The 17,404-nt window shown below is 60.3% G+C and carries 17 protein-coding genes; 9 read left to right on the top strand and 8 right to left on the bottom strand.

The window, feature by feature from the left end:
* Position 1: 1 nt before the first annotated feature.
* The 3 genes from G9X67_RS26625 to G9X67_RS26615 are packed head-to-tail and all read left to right on the top strand — an operon-like array spanning position 2 to position 2,566.
* Entirely contained in the window at positions 2-1,552 is a 1,551-nt protein-coding gene (locus tag G9X67_RS26625) for an ATP-binding cassette domain-containing protein (RefSeq protein ID WP_171600081.1), read from the top strand.
* Positions 1,552-2,220, top strand: a complete 669-nt coding sequence (locus G9X67_RS26620) for a cysteine hydrolase (protein ID WP_171600080.1) — start codon at positions 1,552-1,554, stop codon at positions 2,218-2,220. Before G9X67_RS26625 ends, G9X67_RS26620 begins: the two co-directional genes overlap by 1 nt.
* The gene (locus tag G9X67_RS26615) at positions 2,213-2,566 is read left to right on the top strand and encodes a cupin domain-containing protein (protein ID WP_171600079.1); all 354 of its coding nucleotides are present in this window, start codon (positions 2,213-2,215) and stop codon (positions 2,564-2,566) included. The genes G9X67_RS26620 and G9X67_RS26615 overlap by 8 nt, the downstream gene beginning before the upstream one ends.
* Before the next feature lie 51 nt (positions 2,567-2,617).
* Here the strand turns inward: G9X67_RS26615 and G9X67_RS26610 are convergent, their stop codons facing one another.
* The 4 genes from G9X67_RS26610 to G9X67_RS26595 form a co-directional block, all read right to left on the bottom strand.
* Positions 2,618-3,409: an amino acid ABC transporter ATP-binding protein gene (locus G9X67_RS26610; RefSeq protein ID WP_171600078.1), complete on the bottom strand. Its 792-nt coding sequence runs from the start codon at positions 3,407-3,409 to the stop codon at positions 2,618-2,620.
* On the bottom strand, positions 3,406-4,074 hold the full coding sequence (locus G9X67_RS26605; protein WP_138390106.1) for an amino acid ABC transporter permease: 669 nt from the start codon (positions 4,072-4,074) through the stop codon (positions 3,406-3,408). Before G9X67_RS26605 ends, G9X67_RS26610 begins: the two co-directional genes overlap by 4 nt.
* Positions 4,071-4,712, bottom strand: coding sequence for an amino acid ABC transporter permease (locus G9X67_RS26600; protein ID WP_171600077.1), 642 nt, complete (start codon positions 4,710-4,712; stop codon positions 4,071-4,073). Before G9X67_RS26600 ends, G9X67_RS26605 begins: the two co-directional genes overlap by 4 nt.
* A gap of 98 nt (positions 4,713-4,810) precedes the next feature.
* The gene (locus tag G9X67_RS26595) at positions 4,811-5,638 is read right to left on the bottom strand and encodes a transporter substrate-binding domain-containing protein (RefSeq protein ID WP_171600076.1); all 828 of its coding nucleotides are present in this window, start codon (positions 5,636-5,638) and stop codon (positions 4,811-4,813) included.
* Between the two features lie 227 nt (positions 5,639-5,865).
* On the opposite strand from G9X67_RS26595, the gene G9X67_RS26590 reads away from it, so the two are divergent.
* The 4 genes from G9X67_RS26590 to G9X67_RS26575 all read left to right on the top strand — a co-directional run bounded on the left by G9X67_RS26590 (position 5,866) and on the right by G9X67_RS26575 (position 9,547).
* Positions 5,866-6,573 carry a UTRA domain-containing protein gene (locus G9X67_RS26590; protein WP_171600075.1) on the top strand — a complete coding sequence of 236 codons (708 nt, stop codon included), beginning with the start codon at positions 5,866-5,868 and terminating at the stop codon, positions 6,571-6,573.
* Positions 6,574-6,603: 30 nt separating this feature from the next.
* The gene (locus G9X67_RS26585) at positions 6,604-7,542 is read left to right on the top strand and encodes a LysR family transcriptional regulator (RefSeq protein ID WP_171600074.1); all 939 of its coding nucleotides are present in this window, start codon (positions 6,604-6,606) and stop codon (positions 7,540-7,542) included.
* A gap of 113 nt (positions 7,543-7,655) precedes the next feature.
* Positions 7,656-9,011 carry an LLM class flavin-dependent oxidoreductase gene (locus tag G9X67_RS26580; protein WP_171600073.1) on the top strand — a complete coding sequence of 452 codons (1,356 nt, stop codon included), beginning with the start codon at positions 7,656-7,658 and terminating at the stop codon, positions 9,009-9,011.
* Positions 9,008-9,547 (top strand): flavin reductase family protein, encoded by a 540-nt coding sequence (locus tag G9X67_RS26575; protein WP_171600072.1) that lies wholly within the window; start codon positions 9,008-9,010, stop codon positions 9,545-9,547. The genes G9X67_RS26580 and G9X67_RS26575 overlap by 4 nt, the downstream gene beginning before the upstream one ends.
* Here the strand turns inward: G9X67_RS26575 and G9X67_RS26570 are convergent.
* Positions 9,524-10,687, bottom strand: a complete 1,164-nt coding sequence (locus G9X67_RS26570) for an aminotransferase (RefSeq protein ID WP_171600071.1) — start codon at positions 10,685-10,687, stop codon at positions 9,524-9,526. The two genes, G9X67_RS26575 and G9X67_RS26570, sit on opposite strands and share 24 nt — an antisense overlap.
* A 95-nt stretch (positions 10,688-10,782) precedes the next feature.
* Between G9X67_RS26570 and speB the strand changes: the two genes are divergently transcribed.
* A complete protein-coding gene (gene speB / locus G9X67_RS26565; RefSeq protein ID WP_171600070.1) occupies positions 10,783-11,838 on the top strand; it encodes an agmatinase in 1,056 nt (351 codons plus the stop codon).
* Between the two features lie 79 nt (positions 11,839-11,917).
* Here the strand turns inward: speB and G9X67_RS26560 are convergent, their stop codons facing one another.
* Both G9X67_RS26560 and G9X67_RS26555 read right to left on the bottom strand, forming a co-directional pair.
* On the bottom strand, positions 11,918-12,502 hold the full coding sequence (locus G9X67_RS26560; RefSeq protein WP_171600069.1) for a cysteine hydrolase: 585 nt from the start codon (positions 12,500-12,502) through the stop codon (positions 11,918-11,920).
* Between the two features lie 80 nt (positions 12,503-12,582).
* A complete protein-coding gene (locus tag G9X67_RS26555; RefSeq protein ID WP_171600068.1) occupies positions 12,583-14,976 on the bottom strand; it encodes an EAL domain-containing protein in 2,394 nt (797 codons plus the stop codon).
* Positions 14,977-15,081: 105 nt separating this feature from the next.
* Between G9X67_RS26555 and G9X67_RS26550 the strand changes: the two genes are divergently transcribed.
* Complete coding sequence (locus G9X67_RS26550) at positions 15,082-15,885, top strand: transporter substrate-binding domain-containing protein (protein WP_171600067.1); 804 nt, start codon at positions 15,082-15,084, stop codon at positions 15,883-15,885.
* A 131-nt stretch (positions 15,886-16,016) separates the two neighbouring features.
* Here G9X67_RS26550 and fdhA read toward each other — a convergent pair whose 3' ends face one another.
* Complete coding sequence (fdhA, locus tag G9X67_RS26545) at positions 16,017-17,207, bottom strand: formaldehyde dehydrogenase, glutathione-independent (RefSeq protein ID WP_171600066.1); 1,191 nt, start codon at positions 17,205-17,207, stop codon at positions 16,017-16,019.
* Between the last annotated feature and the right edge of the window lie 197 nt (positions 17,208-17,404).

Raw genomic sequence — 17,404 nt, 5'->3', positions numbered from 1 at the left:
AGTGAGCACAGTCCGCGACACGCCCCTTCCGCAAGCCGGCAAGGCCGTCGGCATCGAGACGCTCGATATGACCATGCGTTTCGGCAGCTTCACCGCGCTCGACAACGTCTCGATCGCCGTTCCGGCCGGGTCTTTTCACACGCTTCTCGGCGAAAACGGCGCCGGCAAGTCGACGCTCGTCAAATGCATCATGGGCTTCTATCACGCCACGTCAGGCTCGCTGTCGGTCGATGGCCGCGAGGTGGCGGTTGCCTCACCCAAGGATGCCGCGGCCTATGGGCTCGGCATGGTCTACCAGCATTTCACACTGGTTCCCTCGCTCACCGGCGCGGAAAACCTGGTCATCAGCCGCACCGAAGTGCCCGCGGTGATCAACTGGGCCAGGGAGCGCAGGGATCTGGCGGGTTTCATGGAGCGCATGCCGTTCAAGATCCCGCTCGACAGGCCGGTGAGCGAGCTTGCTGCCGGCGAAAAACAGAAGCTCGAAATCGTCAAGCAGCTCTATCTCGGCCGCTCCTTCCTGGTGCTCGACGAGCCGACCTCGGTGCTGACGCCGGCCGAAGCCGATGAGATGCTCGGTATTGTCCGCGGGATGACCGAGCGCGGCGAGCTCACGGTGCTGATGATCTCCCACAAGTTCCACGAGGTGACGAAGTTCGCCGACGCCGTCTCGATCCTGCGGCGCGGCAAGCTGGTCGGCACCGGTAAGGTCGGCGAGCTCTCCACCGCCGAGATGGCGGGGATGATGATCGGCGACGTCAAGCTCGCCGAGCTCGACAGCCGTCTGCCGGTGGCGGAAGCGGCCAAATCCGTGCTCACTGTAACCCAGGTGAAAGCTCCGGATCGCTCCGGCCTGAAGATGATCGAGATCGACGCGCTGACGGTTCGCTCCGGCGAGATCGTCGGCATCGCCGGCATATCCGGCAACGGCCAGAAGGAGCTGACGGAAATCCTGGCCGGCCAGCGCCCGACCGATAGCGGCGAGGTCATGGTCAATGGCGAGACTTACGGCGCCACCCGTGACGAGACCCGCAAGAACAGGGTGCGTTTCATCCCCGAAGAGCCGTTGCAGAATGCCTGCGCGCCCAAGATGACCGTGAGCGAGAACCTTGCGTTCCGCACCTTCGACGTGAAGCTGGACGGCAAGGACGCGATCTGGCTGAACAAGGGCAGCATGAAGAAGCGTGCGTCGGCATTGATCTCCGACTTCAAGGTCAAGACGGCCTCTTCCTCCTCGCCGATCGCAGCACTTTCGGGCGGCAACGTACAGCGGGCGGTGCTCGCCCGCGAACTGACGGGCGAGGTAGATCTGCTGATCGTCTCCAATCCCTGTTTTGGGCTGGACTTCTCCGCGGTGGCGGAAATCCGCGCCCGGATCATGAAGGCCCGCAATTCGGGCGCTGCCGTGCTGCTGCTCTCCGAAGACCTCGACGAACTGCTCGAGATGTCCGACCGCATCATGGTCATTTCGGAAGGCAGGCTGGTTTATGAGACACCGGCGCGTTCGGCCGATATCGGCGTGATCGGCGCCCACATGGCGGGACATCACTGATGATGGAGATCAAGGCAGAGCCTTTCGCCTTTCCGGTGAAGCACGATGAGCTCGCCCTCATCGTCATCGACATGCAGCGTGATTTCGCCGAGCCCGGCGGCTTCGGCGCCAGCCTCGGCAATGACGTCAGCCGCATCACCAGGATCGTGCCCGACGTCAAACGCCTGATCCAGGGCTTCCGCAATGCCGGCCTGCCTGTCATCCATACGATGGAGTGCCACCGGCCGGATCTTTCCGACCTGCCGCCGGCCAAACGCGATCGTGGCAATCCTGCGCTCAGGATCGGCGACGAAGGCCCGATGGGCCGCATTCTGATCTCGGGCGAACCCGGCACGGCAATTCTTCCGGAACTCGCTCCTGTGAAGGGCGAAATCGTCATCGAAAAACCCGGCAAGGGCGCCTTCTACGCGACCGAGCTCGGCACCGTGCTGCAGCAGAAGGGCATCAAGCAGCTCGTCTTTGCCGGCGTCACCACCGAAGTCTGCGTGCAGACGACGATGCGCGAAGCAAACGACCGCGGCTATGAATGCCTGCTCGCCGAGGAGGCGACGGAAAGTTATTTCCCCGAATTCAAAGCCGCCGCCATCGCCATGATCCGCGCCCAGGGCGCGATCGTCGGCTGGACCGCCCATGTCGACGACATTCTGGAAAGCATCGCTCATGCCTGAAACGACCCGCGAACGCCTGACGTCAGGCGGCTGGCAGGAGCTGGAATTCGGCCCTTTCCGCGATGCGGTCACCATTCACTGGATCCGCCCTTTCGAGGGCGATCAGCCGGGCGTGGCGCTGTTGAAATATGAGCCCGGCGCCTCTGTTCCCCGCCATCGCCACGAGGGGCTCGAAACCATCCTGGTGCTCGATGGCGTTCAATCCGACGAGACGGGCGATTACATCAGCGGCAGTTATATCGTCAACGCGCCGGGAAGCGAACACTCGGTCTGGAGCGAGACTGGCTGTATCGTGCTCATCCAGTGGGACCGGCCCGTGAAAATACTCGAAGAGGAAACTGCCTGAACCCGGCACCCGCCTTGGAGATCGGCCCGACGATCCGGAAGGACATGAGCTTCACAGCAGCATCGAGGCTCCACGATCGATATAGGTATCCAGAAATTGCTCGAGCCGGGGGTTTCTCGGTCGTTTGAAGACGTCCTGCGGCGGGCCGGTGAACAGCACCTTGCCGTGATCGAGAAAGACGATCTGCTGGCCGACCGTTGCGGCAAATCCGATCTCGTGGGAGACGACGACCATCGTCATGCCCTCGGCTGCAAGATCGCGCATGACGTTGAGCACTTCGCCGGTCAGCTCGGGATCGAGTGACGAGGTCGGCTCGTCAAAGAGCATGATCTTCGGGTTGAGGGCTAGCGCCCGGGCGATGGCGACGCGCTGCTGTTGCCCTCCCGAGAGCTGCGACGGATAGTGCCCTGCCCTGCCCTCGAGGCCGACCTTGACGAGCTGGGCCATGGCCCGCTCCTCTGCATCCTTGCGGCTCATCTTGTGAACGGTCTTCAGCGCCTCGCTGACATTGCCGAGCGCCGTCATATGCGGCCAGAGATTGAACTGCTGAAAAACCATGCCGATCTGCGATCGAATTTGCCGGTTCACCACCGCCGGCACTCGCTCCCGGACGCCCTTGGCGTTTTCCGCAAAGCCAAGCACCTCGCCGTTGACGGTAATCGTCCCCTTAGTCGATTCTTCCAGAAAGGCCATGCAGCGCAGCAGCGTACTCTTGCCGGAACCCGACGGGCCGATGACGCAGGAAACCTGCCCCTGAACGATATCGAGGTCGATGCCGTGCAGCACGGTGGAGCCGCCGAAGGTCTTGACGAGATTTTTGACTGCGATCGCAGGAACGCTCATATGTTGAAAAACCTGAATCTGGTGAGTTTCGTTTCGGCGAGATGACCGAGCCAACCGGTGATTTCGACCAACGCCCAGTAGAACAGGGCGAGCACGAAGAGCGCCTCGACGAAAGCATATTGCTGCGAGCCGATGGCGCTGAGCGTCGCCGTCAATTCCGGCACGGTAATGATAGACAGCACGGCCGTCTCCTTCATCAGGATGATCGTCATGTTGACCGAAGGCGGCAACACCAGCATGGTCATTTCCGGCAGCAATATGCGTCGGATGATCTGCCCTTGTGTCAGGCCAACGCATATCCCGGCCTCGATATGTCCCTTCGGGACGGCAGCAAAGCCCGAGCGGAATATCTCACTGAAATAAGCCGCGCCGTAGATGGAAAGGCCGATGACGCCTGCCGGGATCGGATCGAGCGATAATCCGACGAATGGCCCGCCGTAGTAGACGAGGAATATCTGAATCAGGAACGGCGTGCCGCGGAGCACCGCGATGACAATGCCGAACGCCTTGTCCAGCATGACGCCGCCAAAACGTCTGGCGACGGCGATAAGGAAGCCGAGCACGGCAGCGGCCGGGGTGGTGATGATCCAGATGACGATGGTGACCCATGCACCGCTGAGGATTTCCGGCAAGTTGCTGAAGATCACATTGATGTCGAAGGTCATCGCGGCACTCCTGGCAGGGAGCGTTCGATCAGGCCGCCCGCAAGGGCAACGATCCAATTGATGACGAGATAGATCAGGCCGGCGGAAGCGAAAATCTCGAGCGGCAGGAAGGTGCTGCCGGCAAGGTCCTGGGCCATGCGCGTCAACTCGATGACCCCGACGACCGAGACCAGCGAAGACGCCTTCAGGATAAGGATCGCTTCGTTGACGAGCGCCGGAAAGGTCAGGCGCAGGGCGATCGGCGCCTTGATACGGCGGAAGACCTGAACGGGTGTCATGCCGACCATTTCGGCAGACTCGACAAGGCCTGCGGGAACGCTGGAAAAACCGCCGCGCAGATTTTCAGCCTGATAGGCTGCAGTACATAGCGAAAGACCAATGATGGCCGCAACGATGCTGGGCACGTTGAGGCCGATCGCCGGCAGCAGGTTATAGATCAGCAGCAGTTGCACCAGCAGCGGCACGCCGCGAAAGAAACTGATGAAAATCCGCGCCTGCAGCGCGAGGAGCCGTTGCCGCGACAGCAGCATGGCGGAAACAATGACGGCGATCGCAAAGCCGATCAGGATAGAAACCACGCTGATCGTCACCGTGTAGATCGCGGCTTGCAGAAGCAGTTCGAAAAGCTTGATGGACATGGGCGGTGTTAGCCTGGGCGCTGCGGCCGTGAACTCTGATGCCACGGCAGATTGCGCCCCGACCACTGGCGGGGCGCGTTCGTTTCACCGGCAGCTAATCAGAATGCCGGGTCCTTGACAGCATCGGGCGTATCAAAAGATGCACCGAACCACTTCTTCTGCAGCTCAGCCATGCGTCCATCTGCCTTGATCTTGAGCATCGCGGCATCGATCGCATCCATCAGCGGGGCGTGATCGGCATCCTTGAGACCGATGAAGCCGAAGTAGGACTTCTTGCCGAATGGCGGCAGGACGACTTCGAACGTGCCCTTTCGCTGGCTGGCGACGAAGGCGATATTCGGCAGCGAGTTGGCAACGCCGGCAATGCGCCCGGCTGCGAGATCGGCGTAGGATTCGGTAAAGGCCGGATATTCGCGCACGTCGACCTTGGTCGGCAGCGTCTCGGAGAATTCCTTCAGCTGGTCGAGCTGGGCAGTTGCCTTGCCGACGCCGATCTTCTTGCCGGCAATATCTTCCGGCTTGCTGATCGTCGCATCGCCAGCCTTCTTCAGGATCGCAATCGTCGCTTCGGCGATCGGCGGCGTGAAGCGATAGCGCTCCAAGCGCTTCTTGGTGATCGTTGCAGGACCCGCGACGACATCGAACTTGCCGGCCTCGAGCGCCGGGAAGACACCATCCCAGGGAAGAGCTACCCACTCGATCTTGACGCCGAGTTCCTTGCCGATCTCCGCAAAGAGGTCGACGTTCAGGCCGGTGTGTTCACCGGCATCGATATAGTCGAACGGTGCGAAAGCCGTTTCGGTGCCAACCTTGAGGGTGCCGGCTGCCTTGACGGCTGCCAGCGTGTCGGCTGCATGGGCGGAAACGGCTGCTCCGAGCAGGAACGCAGCGCCGACCAGACCCTTCAGCAGTGAATGTGCCTTCATGATCATCTCTCCAGTTTTTATTCCCCCGGCGGAGGAGTTTTGGTTCCCGACTTCGATTTCCTCTGCGCGGACTTCTGTGCTCCGCTTTTGACTATACAAATAGATATAGGCTGGCCTAGAGTGTCAATGTAAAAGACGAGGAACGCAAAATTTGTGCCGGATGGCGTCGATCTCGCTGGCATGACCGTTGCGGATTCATGGTCGCTGACGCCGGATGAGGTACGGGCTTGGTGTCGATTTATCAGCGCATTTTCACGGATATCGAAACGAAGATCATCAGCGGTGATTGGCGGCCGGGTGACCGTATTCCCGTCGAGCACGAACTGGTAGCGGAATATCGATGCTCGCGCATGACGGTCAGCAAGGCGCTGTCGGCGCTGGCCGAGCGTGGCATGATCGTCAGACGGCGCAAGACCGGTTCGTTCGTCGCATCGCCCCAGATCGACCGCACGGTGATGGATATCCAGGATATCAGCACCGAAGCGGAACTGGCCGGGCACGAGCACCGCTTCGAAATCCTCGCCCGCAAGATCGAGCGCCTTGGAGAGGCGGAGGCGCAGCAGCTGTCGGAGCCTGCCGACGCAGAGGTCCTCAGGCTTCAATGCCTGCATATCGTCGACGGCAGACCGAATGCCATCGAGCGACGGATCATCATGCTCGATGCTGTGCCACGGGCGAGAGAGGAGAGCTTTGCTTCAATTCCGCCCGGCAAATGGCTGCTTGAGCAGGTGCCCTGGTCCAAAGCCAAACATGTCATTCGTGCCGTCTCGGTCGATACCGTGACGGCCCGAATCCTGCAGACGGAGAGGGGCGAGGCCTGCCTTAGCCTCATCCGCCAGACCTGGCAGAACGGCCGCACGGTGACATATGTCGAGTTTACCCATCCAGGCGACCGGTTCCAGTTTGCGGGGACGTTTCATCCGGCAGCAAATTGAGTTCGACGCCAATCACGAGAGGCTCCGCAAGTGACCGATGAGCGCTTCAAGACGATCCCGCTGAAGGGCTTGCAGGCCTTCGAGGCGGTGGGGCGCTGCGGCGGCGTGACGGCCGCGGCACTGGAACTCAACGTTTCGCCGGGAGCAATCAGCCAGCAGGTTCACAAAATCGAAAGCTTCCTTGGCGTTTCGCTTCTCGAGCGTAGCGGACGAACCGTCGAGCTGACTGCCTGGGGCCGGCTCTACCACCAGGAGATATCGAAGGGATTTGAGCAATTCGCGCTCGCCGGGCAATTGCTGGAAAAGGCGCGCAATGAGACAGCATTGGTTCTCAGTGCGCTTTCCTCCGTCGTCAACAAATGGATCGGCAGGCGCATCTTCGACTGGCAGGCGCTTCATCCCGACGTGCAGGTGAGGATCATCGGACGCGACAGAGAGCCCCGCATCGGCTTCGACGATATCGATTTCCGCGTGAGCTACGGGTCGGACGTGCTGCAGCACGAACATTATACCGAACTGTTTCGCGATTGGGTGGTGCCTGCCTGTTCGCCGGCGCTGATGCAGGATCGCGCGCATGCGGTTCGCGATCTCTTCGAACAGCCCCTCCTCCATGTCGAGTGGGAACGGCACTTCACCCCCTACCCCAGCTGGGCGGAGTTTGCCGCCAAGGCCGGTGTCTCCTTCGACGCGTCAACGCCAGGCCTTTCCTTCACCCTGTCGAGCAGTGCTATTGACGCGGCCGTTAACAAGCGCGGCGTCGTGCTCGCACAAATGTCGATGATATCGGATGAGCTCGAGGCGCAAACGCTCGTCATTCCCGTCGACCTGCGCATTGCACTGCGCGAAAGCTATTTTCTCGCCTGGGATCGGGCGGCCTTGCAGAAGCCCCACGGGCGCGAATTCCGCGATTGGCTCGTCGCTATTTCCCGTCAGCAGGCCCTGGCGTCCGCGCCTAAGCCGATACTTTAGAAAAACTAAAACGGAACCTAGCTGCGCGATATTGATGAAAATTTGCGCCTGGCGATAATTTGCGCAGTCGCCCTCCACCGTTGGCGGCGTGGCTGACATAGCAGGAGAGCTCGATGGCGCGAACTGACAAGATGAAACTCGGGACTTTCGTCTATACGTTCGGCTTTCATCCTGCCTCCTGGCTGCATCCGGCAAGCGACGTCAACGGCGCCAACGACTTCGCTCATCTGCTCGATGTTGCCAAACGATCCGAGGCGGCCAAATTCGATTTCATGTTCATGGCGGATTCTCCTGCCGCTGCCGTCGGCGATCCGAAAGCGCTTGCCCGCATCCCGACCAAGATGAACCGCTTCGAACCCCTCTCGCTGCTTTCGGCTCTCGCGGTCACCACCAACGATCTCGGTCTCGTGGCGACGGTCTCGACGAGTTATTACGAGCCATACAATGTCGCGCGCCTGTTCGCCTCGATCGACCATCTGAGCAACGGCCGCGTCTGCTGGAATGTCGTCACGTCAGACCACGACGAAACCGGCTACAACTTCAATCGCGAAGGGCTCGACCCGCATGCGTTGCGTTACGAGCGCGGCAACGAGTTCGTCGACGTCGTGTTCGGCCTTTGGGACAGCTTCGAGGAAGGCGCACTGCTTCTCGACCGTGAAAACGGTGTCTACTATGACAAGGACAAGCACCACACGCTCAATCACAAAGGCAAGCACTTCCAGGTTCGCGGTCCCCTCAACATCGCGCGAACGCCCCAGGGCCGCCCGGTCATCGCCCAGGCGGGCGGTTCGGAACCCGGAATGGACATGGCGGCGCGCACGGCCGAGATCGTCTTCAGCCTCGCATCGAATATCGAACGGAACCGGGCCTTTTACGAAAACGTCAAGCGCCGGATGCCGGCCCATGGGCGCGATCCGGACGACCTGAAAATCATGCCGGGCATCGTGATCAACGTCGGTGAAACCGAAGCCGAGGCAAAGGCGAAGGTGGATTATCTGATCGATAAGATGCATCCGGATGTCGGTCGGCTGATGCTCTCCGAATTCCTCGAGGCGGACCTGCGCGATGTCGCTCTCGACAAGCCCTTCCCCATGGATCGGCTGCCGGCGGCGCCAAAGGGATCACGTGCCTTGTTCGACGAGCTGGTCGACTTCGTCAGAAGCGGCCGCACCGTCGGCGAACTCATCCGGCACTATGCCGAGAAGCATACCGGAAATGGCATGACAGGCACGCCGGCCCAGATTGCCGACTTCATGGAGGAATGGTTCGAGACGCGCGCCGCCGACGGCTTCATCCTGATGTTTCCGACCTTGCCGTCCAGCCTCGACGACTTCGTGCGGCTTGTTCTGCCCGAGCTTCGACGTCGCGGACTGTTCCGCGAGGAATACGAGGGCAAGACCTTGCGCGAAAACCTGGGTCTTTCAATGCCTGTCAACCGCTTTGCCAAAACGAAAGAGCACGCCCGATGAGTGTCGAGGCTTTGATCAGCGAAGCCGACTTCAAGCTTTCGATGCGTCATCTGGCGGGTGCCGTCAGCGTGATTACGGTCGGCGATGGGCAACACCGCACCGGCTTCACGGCAACGTCGGTCTCCTCGCTTTCGGCAGAGCTGCCGTCCGTCATCGTCAGCGTCAACCGAGCGTCTTCCTCGTGGCCGGCGCTCCAGCGGTACGGCTGCTTCTGTGTCAACGTGCTCGCCGCCGACCAGCAGCAGGTGGCGCAATCCTTTGCCGGTCTTGACGGACGAAAGGGCGCCGAACGCTACAGCGGTGCGGGGTGGTATCGCCTCAAGACCGGCGCGGCGGTCCTTGAAAACGCCCTGACGGTCCTGGACTGCAAGCTCGAAACCGCATTCCACTACAATTCCCATGCCGTTTTGGTCGGACATGTCTGCGCAATGGAAGTCCGGCAGGGCATAGGGCCGCTGGTTTACTGGCGCGGCGGCTTTCATGAACTTCCGGCGGAGGTTGACCAAAACGGTCTAGCGAAGGCGCTCGGACAATAGCCCAATCGAGGCGACATCAGCATTGGCAAAGGCAAGTCTGAGGTATCGCTCTTGGCCCTCGCCGAAATAAGCGCCGGGTAGACAAACGATGCCGGATTCCTTGGCGAGTTTTTCGGCAACCTCGGAAGACGATTTATCGGCGTGGGGATGGCGGACAAAAGCGAAATAGGCGCCGATCGCTCCGATCTCCCAATCCGGCAGCCCGGAAAAGACCAACCTCAAAGCGTCCGCCCGGCGAGCAATCTCCAGCCGATTACCGGCCCGCCAATCGGCGAGTGCCGGGATCGCCGATGCAACGGCGATCTGAGCCGACCGCGGCGCGCAGATTTGCATATTGTCCATCACCTTGGCGATTTCGGCGATGAGTTTAGGCCCTGCCGTGATTGCACCAAGTCGATGACCGGGAATGCAGAAGGATTTCGAGAAGCTGTAGAGAAGAACGAGCGTGTCCTCCCAGCCCGGCTCGGAGAAAAGAGAGTGCGGCCTTCCGTCATCCTCGCCAAGGAAATCGCGATAGGTTTCATCGAGGATCAGCCAGGCGCCATATTTCCGGCAGAGCACAAAAAGCTCATGCAGCAGGCTCGGCGGATACACGGCCCCGGTGGGATTGTTGGGTGTGACGACGGCAAGCATCTTCGCGCCGGCGGCAAGGGCAGCCTCGGCTGAACCCGGATCGGGAAGAAAGCCGCTGGCGGGGTCGCAATCGACCAACCGGCGCTCGATCCCAAGCATCGATAGCGTCGTGTCGTAGTTGAAATAGAAGGGATTGGTCAGTGCCACCGTATCGCCCGCGCCCGCAAGCGCGATCGCCGTACACATGAACGCCTGATTGCAGCCGGCGGTAATGTGGATATTACCGGCGGAAAGGTCGGCGCCGTAAAGCTCGGCAAGATGAGCCGCGTAGGCCTTGCGCAATAAAGGTTCACCTTCGATCGGCCCGTAACCCGTCATGGCCTGTTGCCCAGCCGCTTCGCCCAGAAGCCGCAGCATCTCCGGATGCGCGGGATAGCCGGGAACGGCTTGCGAGAGGTCGATGAGCGGTCCTTTTTCTCCTTTATATTCGCGGCTCCAGGCGACGACGGAAGGAATGGGCGGAGCAGAGAGGCGGGCAACGAGGGTATTGGGTTTTGCAGCGATCATGTCGATTTCTCTTTGATACCGATTGCTACAACGATACCAATTGCTTTCTCAACCTCTTTGTCTGGCGAGACGGACCTGAAGCGGAGACACGGCGCATGGTGTGGGACAAAACGCGGCTCGAACAGCTGCGCGCAGAATTTGCAGACGCCAATGGCGGCGAGATATCCGATGAGAAGTTTCGGAAGGTGGCGGAGAAGATCATCTCCAAGAGCGGCACGAGACTGGCGCCCTATGCCGGAGTGCCGACCCTCCTCAGCGCGCCTTACATGCAGGTCGCTGCCGATGATCCGGACTTCGGCAATCTCCAGGTTGCGATTACCGGGATCCCCATGGATCTTGGCGTCACCAATCGTCCAGGCTCGCGTTTCGGACCGAGAGCACTTCGCGCCATCGAAAGGATCGGCCCCTACAATCACGTTCTCGCCACGGCGCCGGTCTTCGATCTTCGGGTCGCCGATATCGGCGATATCCAGTTCCAAAGCCGTTACCGGCTGGAACTCAGCCATGACGACATCGAAAAGCGCATCGGCCAGATCGTCGATGCCGGCGTTGCCCCGCTCTCCGTCGGAGGCGATCATTCCATCAGCCACCCGATTTTGAAGGCCATCGGTCGGCAGCAGCCGGTCGGCCTCATTCATATTGATGCTCATTGCGATACAAGCGGTGCTTTCGATCAGACGAAGTTTCATCACGGCGGGCCGTTCCGCAATGCGGTGCTGGATGGCGTGCTCGATCCGACACGGACGATCCAGATTGGCATCCGTGGTTCGGCGGAATATTTGTGGGAATTCTCCTATGCCTCGGGAATGACCGTGATCCACGCAGAGGACATCAGCGGAATGGGGATTCCTGCCGTCATTACCAAGGCAAAATCCATCGTCGGCGACGGCCCGACCTATCTTTCCTTCGATGTCGACAGCCTCGATCCGAGCTTTGCGCCCGGCACGGGCACGCCCGAGGTCGGTGGATTGACCACGCGTGAAGTCCTTGAACTGATACGCGGGCTGAAAGGGATAAACCTGGTCGGTGGTGATGTCGTCGAAGTTGCCCCGCAATATGACGCAACGACCAACACGGCGCACGCCGCTGCACAGGTGCTCTTTGAGATTCTGAGCCTCATGGTGTTTAGTCCATCGATCGGCAAACGCTAAGGCCGACCTCTCGGTCATCTCCATGTCATTCGTGGCGATGAGCAGTATTGCTGCGAAGGCTGCATCGCCACACCAGGCTCTAACCAACGCCCCTCAAAAATTCCTCGGTTTCCATGAGTTCGAGCTGCACGGAAAACCGATCGTGCAGAAGTTCCAGTGACGCGTCATGCGTATCGTCGGCGCCGCTGCACACGGCGTCTCTTAGGACGATGACACGATAGGCGAGATCGATCGCGCCGAGCGTCGTGGCAAGCACGCAGACATCCGTTTCACCGCCCGTTATCACAAGCGTATCGACCCGCTCCGACTGAAGGATCGGATGAAGGCGGCCGTCGATCCAAGGGGAATAGGTGCGTTTGTCGAAATGCCTTGCCGGCGGAACCAGCGATGCCAGCGATGAAGAGAGATCGATGAGGCCGCGCGGCAGATGTTCGCCCGTCATCATCCACCATTTCCGGTAATAATCCCGCCATTTCCCCGGCATGTCATCCGCACGCTCGGGTGGCAGGAAGCGGGTAAAGATCGTTCGGGACGGATGCCGCCCGGCCAGCTCTTCGATCTGGGGAGAGATCCGTGCCATCCAGGGAACGTGCCACGGCGTGTCTTCGGCAAACATCCGCTGCATGTCGACGCAAAGGTGCCGCCACTCTCCAACCTCGCCCATCAGATCCTCCATCCGGTCTTCGGGCGTCAACCGCGACGCGGGGCGAAAGTTTCTCTAACCTACGGAAGATCCGAAGCCTCTCACGCGACGGCGCCTCGGGCGGTCGTGAGTAACCCAGTGGCACTCTCAACTTTCCGGAAACTGTCAAGGTCGCCAAGAGGAACGGGTTTGGAGAAGAAGTAGCCTTGGAGGTCGGTGCAGCCGAGGGCGGCCAGAAAGTCGCGTTGATATTCGGTTTCGACCCCTTCAGCCGTCGTCGAGATACCGAGGTTGCGGCTGAGCGCGACGATGGCACCGATGATTGCCGCCCCGTTGGCTTTGGTGCCGAGCTGTGAGACGAACGAACGATCGATCTTGATGCGGTCGATATCGAAGCGCACCAGATGGCTGAGGCATGAAAAGCCGGTTCCGAAATCATCCAGCGAAACCTGAACACCCCGGCTGCGCAGCGACTTCAGCACCGTATAAACGTCCGAGTTGTCTTCGATGAGCGAGGACTCGGTGAGCTCGAGCTCAAGCCGGGACGGCTGCAGGCCGCTCTCCTCAAGCACGGCGAAGACTTCCTCGGCGAAATTTGGTCTTCTCAACTGGGCGGGAGACACATTGACCGCAACGAATGTGTCTTCCGGCCATTTGCAGGCGGCTCTGCAGGCTTCGCGCAAGACCCAGAAACCGAGAGCGTCGATGAGGCCGCCCTCCTCGGCGACAGGGATGAAGCTGGCAGGCGTCAAGAGCCCGCGCTGGCTGTGACGCCAGCGCACCAAGGCCTCCGCGCCCGACGCCGCGTATCCTGCCTCAGCGCGATGCACCGTTTGGTAATAGACCTCGAGCGATCCGAAGTCCGGCCTGTTCACAATCGGATCGGATTGCGGACCGTCGGCGGATGAGGCCGTGTCTTTGGCCAGAACTTCCCGCAATTCGTTCTTGAGAATGTCGCGCGCATTTCTGCCGCCATCCATGGACGGTGAATAGAGACGCCACTGGCCCCTGCCCCCCATCTTTGCCTCGTACAGCGCGACGTCGGCGTAGCGCATGATGTCATCGGCATTCCGCCCGGCATCCGGCACGACTGTCACGCCGATCGAGCCGCCGACGCGCGCGACCGCCTCGCCCCTCAAAAGCGGGAAGGGTTTGCCGAGTTCGGCAACGATCGCTTCGCATATTGCCGGCAAAACATGGTCATGATCTTTGATGTCCCGGAGAAGCAGGGCGAATTCGTCCCCTCCGAGCCGGGCAAGGGTGTCGCCCGGACGAAGCTGGGAGCGGATCCGCTCCGCAGCCATCCTGATGAGTTCATCGCCGGCGGCATGGCCGAACGTGTCGTTCACCGCTTTGAAGCGGTCGAGGTCGAGAAGCGCGACTGCCGAGCGTTCTGTCGAATTCTGCGTCTCGGCAAGGCACTCGTCGAACCTCATCGCGAACAAAGCGCGGTTGGGAAGATCGGTCAGCACATCATGCAAGGCAAGCTGCCTTGCATGCAGCTCGCTTCTCTTCAGCTCGCCGAGACTGCTTCGCAGGCGCACCAGCAAGACCGAGAACAGGATCGCGATCACCAAGGCGGCAATCGAAAGCGCCGGCATCAATCGGCCGATCACCCTCGAACCTGGAAGATCGGGCCGCCATACGATGAAGCCGATCGGTTCGCCGTTTGCCGTGGCGTCGATCTGGAACGCAACCTCGTTTTCGTCTGCATCGGCCGTGCGCGCGAAGCGCGCGCCGTTGAGGCCCTGCTCCCGGCTCAATTCGTCCAGCGCCGCACCATCGATAAAGCGCACGACGATCAAGAATTGCCGCATCGGCTGCTGCTGTCCCCCGCCAGTCTCGTTAATGGCGACGACGCCCACGATGGTCGGCCGGCCCTCCAACCGCATCAGATTGGCCAGAGCACGGTTGGAACGCGCGGCGTTGGCAAGGCGGGCTTCCATTGAGGATGGCGTTCGTTCGTTCAAAGCCGTGCTTCGCCTGACGCCAAAGCGGGCATCCTTAAGGAGAGGCAAAAAGAGAGGCTTCATCCAGCGGTACCGCTTCTCCGTTTGGGCGTCCGCCAGCATGAGCAGTTGAGCCTTTTCGTCGACGACAAAGGCCTGATCGTAGCCGAACGCAGACATCGCCGTCTGGCTGATCGCACTCCCGGCTGCCGCCGTCAAAACGGCATCGAGGCTGGAGGAGCCTTCGGTCGGCAGGGCGGCAGGATAGACACGTGCGAGGTAACCATTGCCGAACTGGCCGATAACATGCGCGACTTGATCGACCTGTTCGCGCAGGCGGGCATTCACAAGCTGGCGCTGTCGATCAAGGGCTGCAGCGTCGCTCTCGGTTCCTGCCCAGAGCGCCGAAAGCACGACAAGTCCGATCGCTCCAAGCCCGCTAACGGCAATAAGAAACAGAATTCTTCCCGAAGCGATCCAGGATTGCTGAAACGTGTTGGAGCTGGAAGGAAGAACGATGTGCAAGCGTAGACCCCTGAACACCACGACGCGGGCGCATTCGTCGACGCTAACAAAGAAGCGTTCACGTAGAATTAAAAGCTGTGAGCCACTATGGCGCGAGATCGACTATGCCCTAAGGAGCTCCCGACGATGTTGCGCATATCCATTCAGACTATAGTGCGCGGAGCGCTGATGGCGGGCGGGATCGGCATCCTTTTGGCGGTCTCGCCGCTCGAGGTGGCTGCGCAAGATCGCACGCCGATGAGAATTGCCGTCGAAGGTGCGTTTCCGCCCTTCAACTATCTCGATGCAAATAACAAGCTTCAGGGCTTCGATATCGATATTGCCAATGCGCTGTGCGAGGTCGGCAAGTTCGAATGCCAATTCATCATCGAGAAGTGGGACGACATCATTCCCAATCTCGTTGCCGACAAATATGACGCGATCATCTCATCCATGTCGATGAGCCTCGAGCGGCGTCAAAAGGTTGCCTTCACTGAAAAATACTACAACAGCCCGTCGGTGTTCATCGTTCGCAAGGACTCGTCGATCAACGACATCAGCCCCGCCGCCCTCAGAGACAAAAAACTTGGGGTGACATCGTCGACAGCCCAGGAATCCTTTGCCAACCATCTCTATCCGGAGATGAAAAAGACGATTTTTCGGTCTTCGCCCGAATTGTACAAGGGTCTGGCGGATGGCAACGTCGACATTATCCTCGAGGATAAACTCGCCATCTATGACTGGATTGCCAACACCAAGGCAGGAAGTTGCTGCGAGTTCAAAGGGCCGGATCTGGTCGACGTCACATACTTCGGTGAGGGTGCCGGTATCGCGCTGCGCCTGGATGACAAGGAGCGTCTGACGCGCCTGAACGAAGCGCTGAAGAGCATCAAGGCGGACGGAACCTACGATATGATCAACGCAAAATATTTCCCGTTCAGCATCCAGTAGTTCGCCGGTCAATTTTCGAGAATACGGGATGGCCGGGTTTTCGCCCGGCCATCCCTATCAAGTCCTGTCTTACGCAATCCCGGACGCAAAACCGCTGCGCACTTTTGCTGGAATTGCTCTAGGTCGCATCGCTATGCGGCTTTCGCCACGTCTCCGTGCGGATCGAGGACATATTTCGTCGCCGCTCCCTGGTCGAAGCTTTCATATCCATTGGCGGCATCGTCGAGCGGGATGACTTTGGCGTTGACGATATCGGCAATTGGCAGTCGGTCGTGGAGGATCGCCTGCATGAGCTGACGATTATATTTGATCACCGGAGTCTGGCCGGTGTGGAAGGACTGTGCCTTGGCCCATCCGAGGCCGAAACGAAGCGAAAGATTGCCGTGTTTGGCGGCGTTGTCGACGGCGCCCGGATCCTCGGTAACGTAGAGGCCGGGAATACCGATCGAACCCGCGGCACGGGTAATTTCCATCATCTGATTGAGCACGATCGCCGGCTGCTCCCCGCCCGAGTGGCCGCGTGCCTCGAAGCCGACCGCATCGATGGCGCTGTCCACTTCGTTGGTGCCGACGACCTGCGCGATCATGTCGCCAAGACGGTCGCTCTTCGACAGGTCGATCGGTTCGAAACCGACTTTCGCCGCATGCGCCAGGCGGTCCTTGTTGAAATCACCGATCATCACGACAGCAGCGCCGAGAATGCGAGCCGAAGCCGCAGCGGCAAGGCCGACCGGGCCGGCGCCAGCGACATAGACGGTCGAGCCGACCCCAACGCCTGCACGCACCGCGCCATGGAAGCCGGTGGGCAGAATGTCGGAGAGCATGGTGAGATCCCGGATCTTCGCCATTGCCTTGTCCCGATCGGGGATTTTCAGCAGGTTGAAATCTGCATAGGGAATGGTGACGTAGCGCGCCTGTCCGCCGATCCAGCCGCCCATGTCGACATAACCGTAAGCACCGCCGGCGCGGGCCGGGTTTACCGTCAGGCAGACGCCGGTATCCTGAGACTTGCAGCAGCGGCAACGGCCGCAGGCGACATTGAAAGGCACCGAGACGATATCGCCGATTTCGAGCATCTCGACATCGATGCCTTTCTCGATGATCTCGCCGGTGATTTCATGACCGAGGACCAGGCCCGGCATCGCCGTCGTTCGGCCGCGGACCATGTGCTGATCGGAGCCGCAGATATTGGTCGAGATCACCTTCAGGATGACGCCGTGTTCGATGCGGCGGCCGTCGGGCGCTTCCAGCTTCGGATCGTCGATGTCGCGGACTTCGACCTTGCCCGGCCGGAGATAAACGACGCCTCTATTTTTGCTCATGGATTCCTCCCACTTGTTTGAATGCCTCGATCTGCAACCGATGCAGTCGATGGCAACCTTCCCTCCGGCCTGCCTCCTCTGCAGTCCGGTGTCCACAACACGAGGATACCGCCGCACCGGGCGATATTCGAATTTTCAAAACGGACAGATTGGATGGAGAAGAGGAGTGAACGCCACGGCTTTCGCCTGTCGTTCCG

Origin of the sequence: Rhizobium sp. WYCCWR 11152 (assembly GCF_013087615.1) — a bacterium.
Lineage (GTDB): Bacteria > Pseudomonadota > Alphaproteobacteria > Rhizobiales > Rhizobiaceae > Rhizobium > Rhizobium indicum.
The sequence above is the reverse complement of the archived record's forward strand: the minus strand, read 5'-3'. Positions and strand labels throughout refer to the sequence as shown.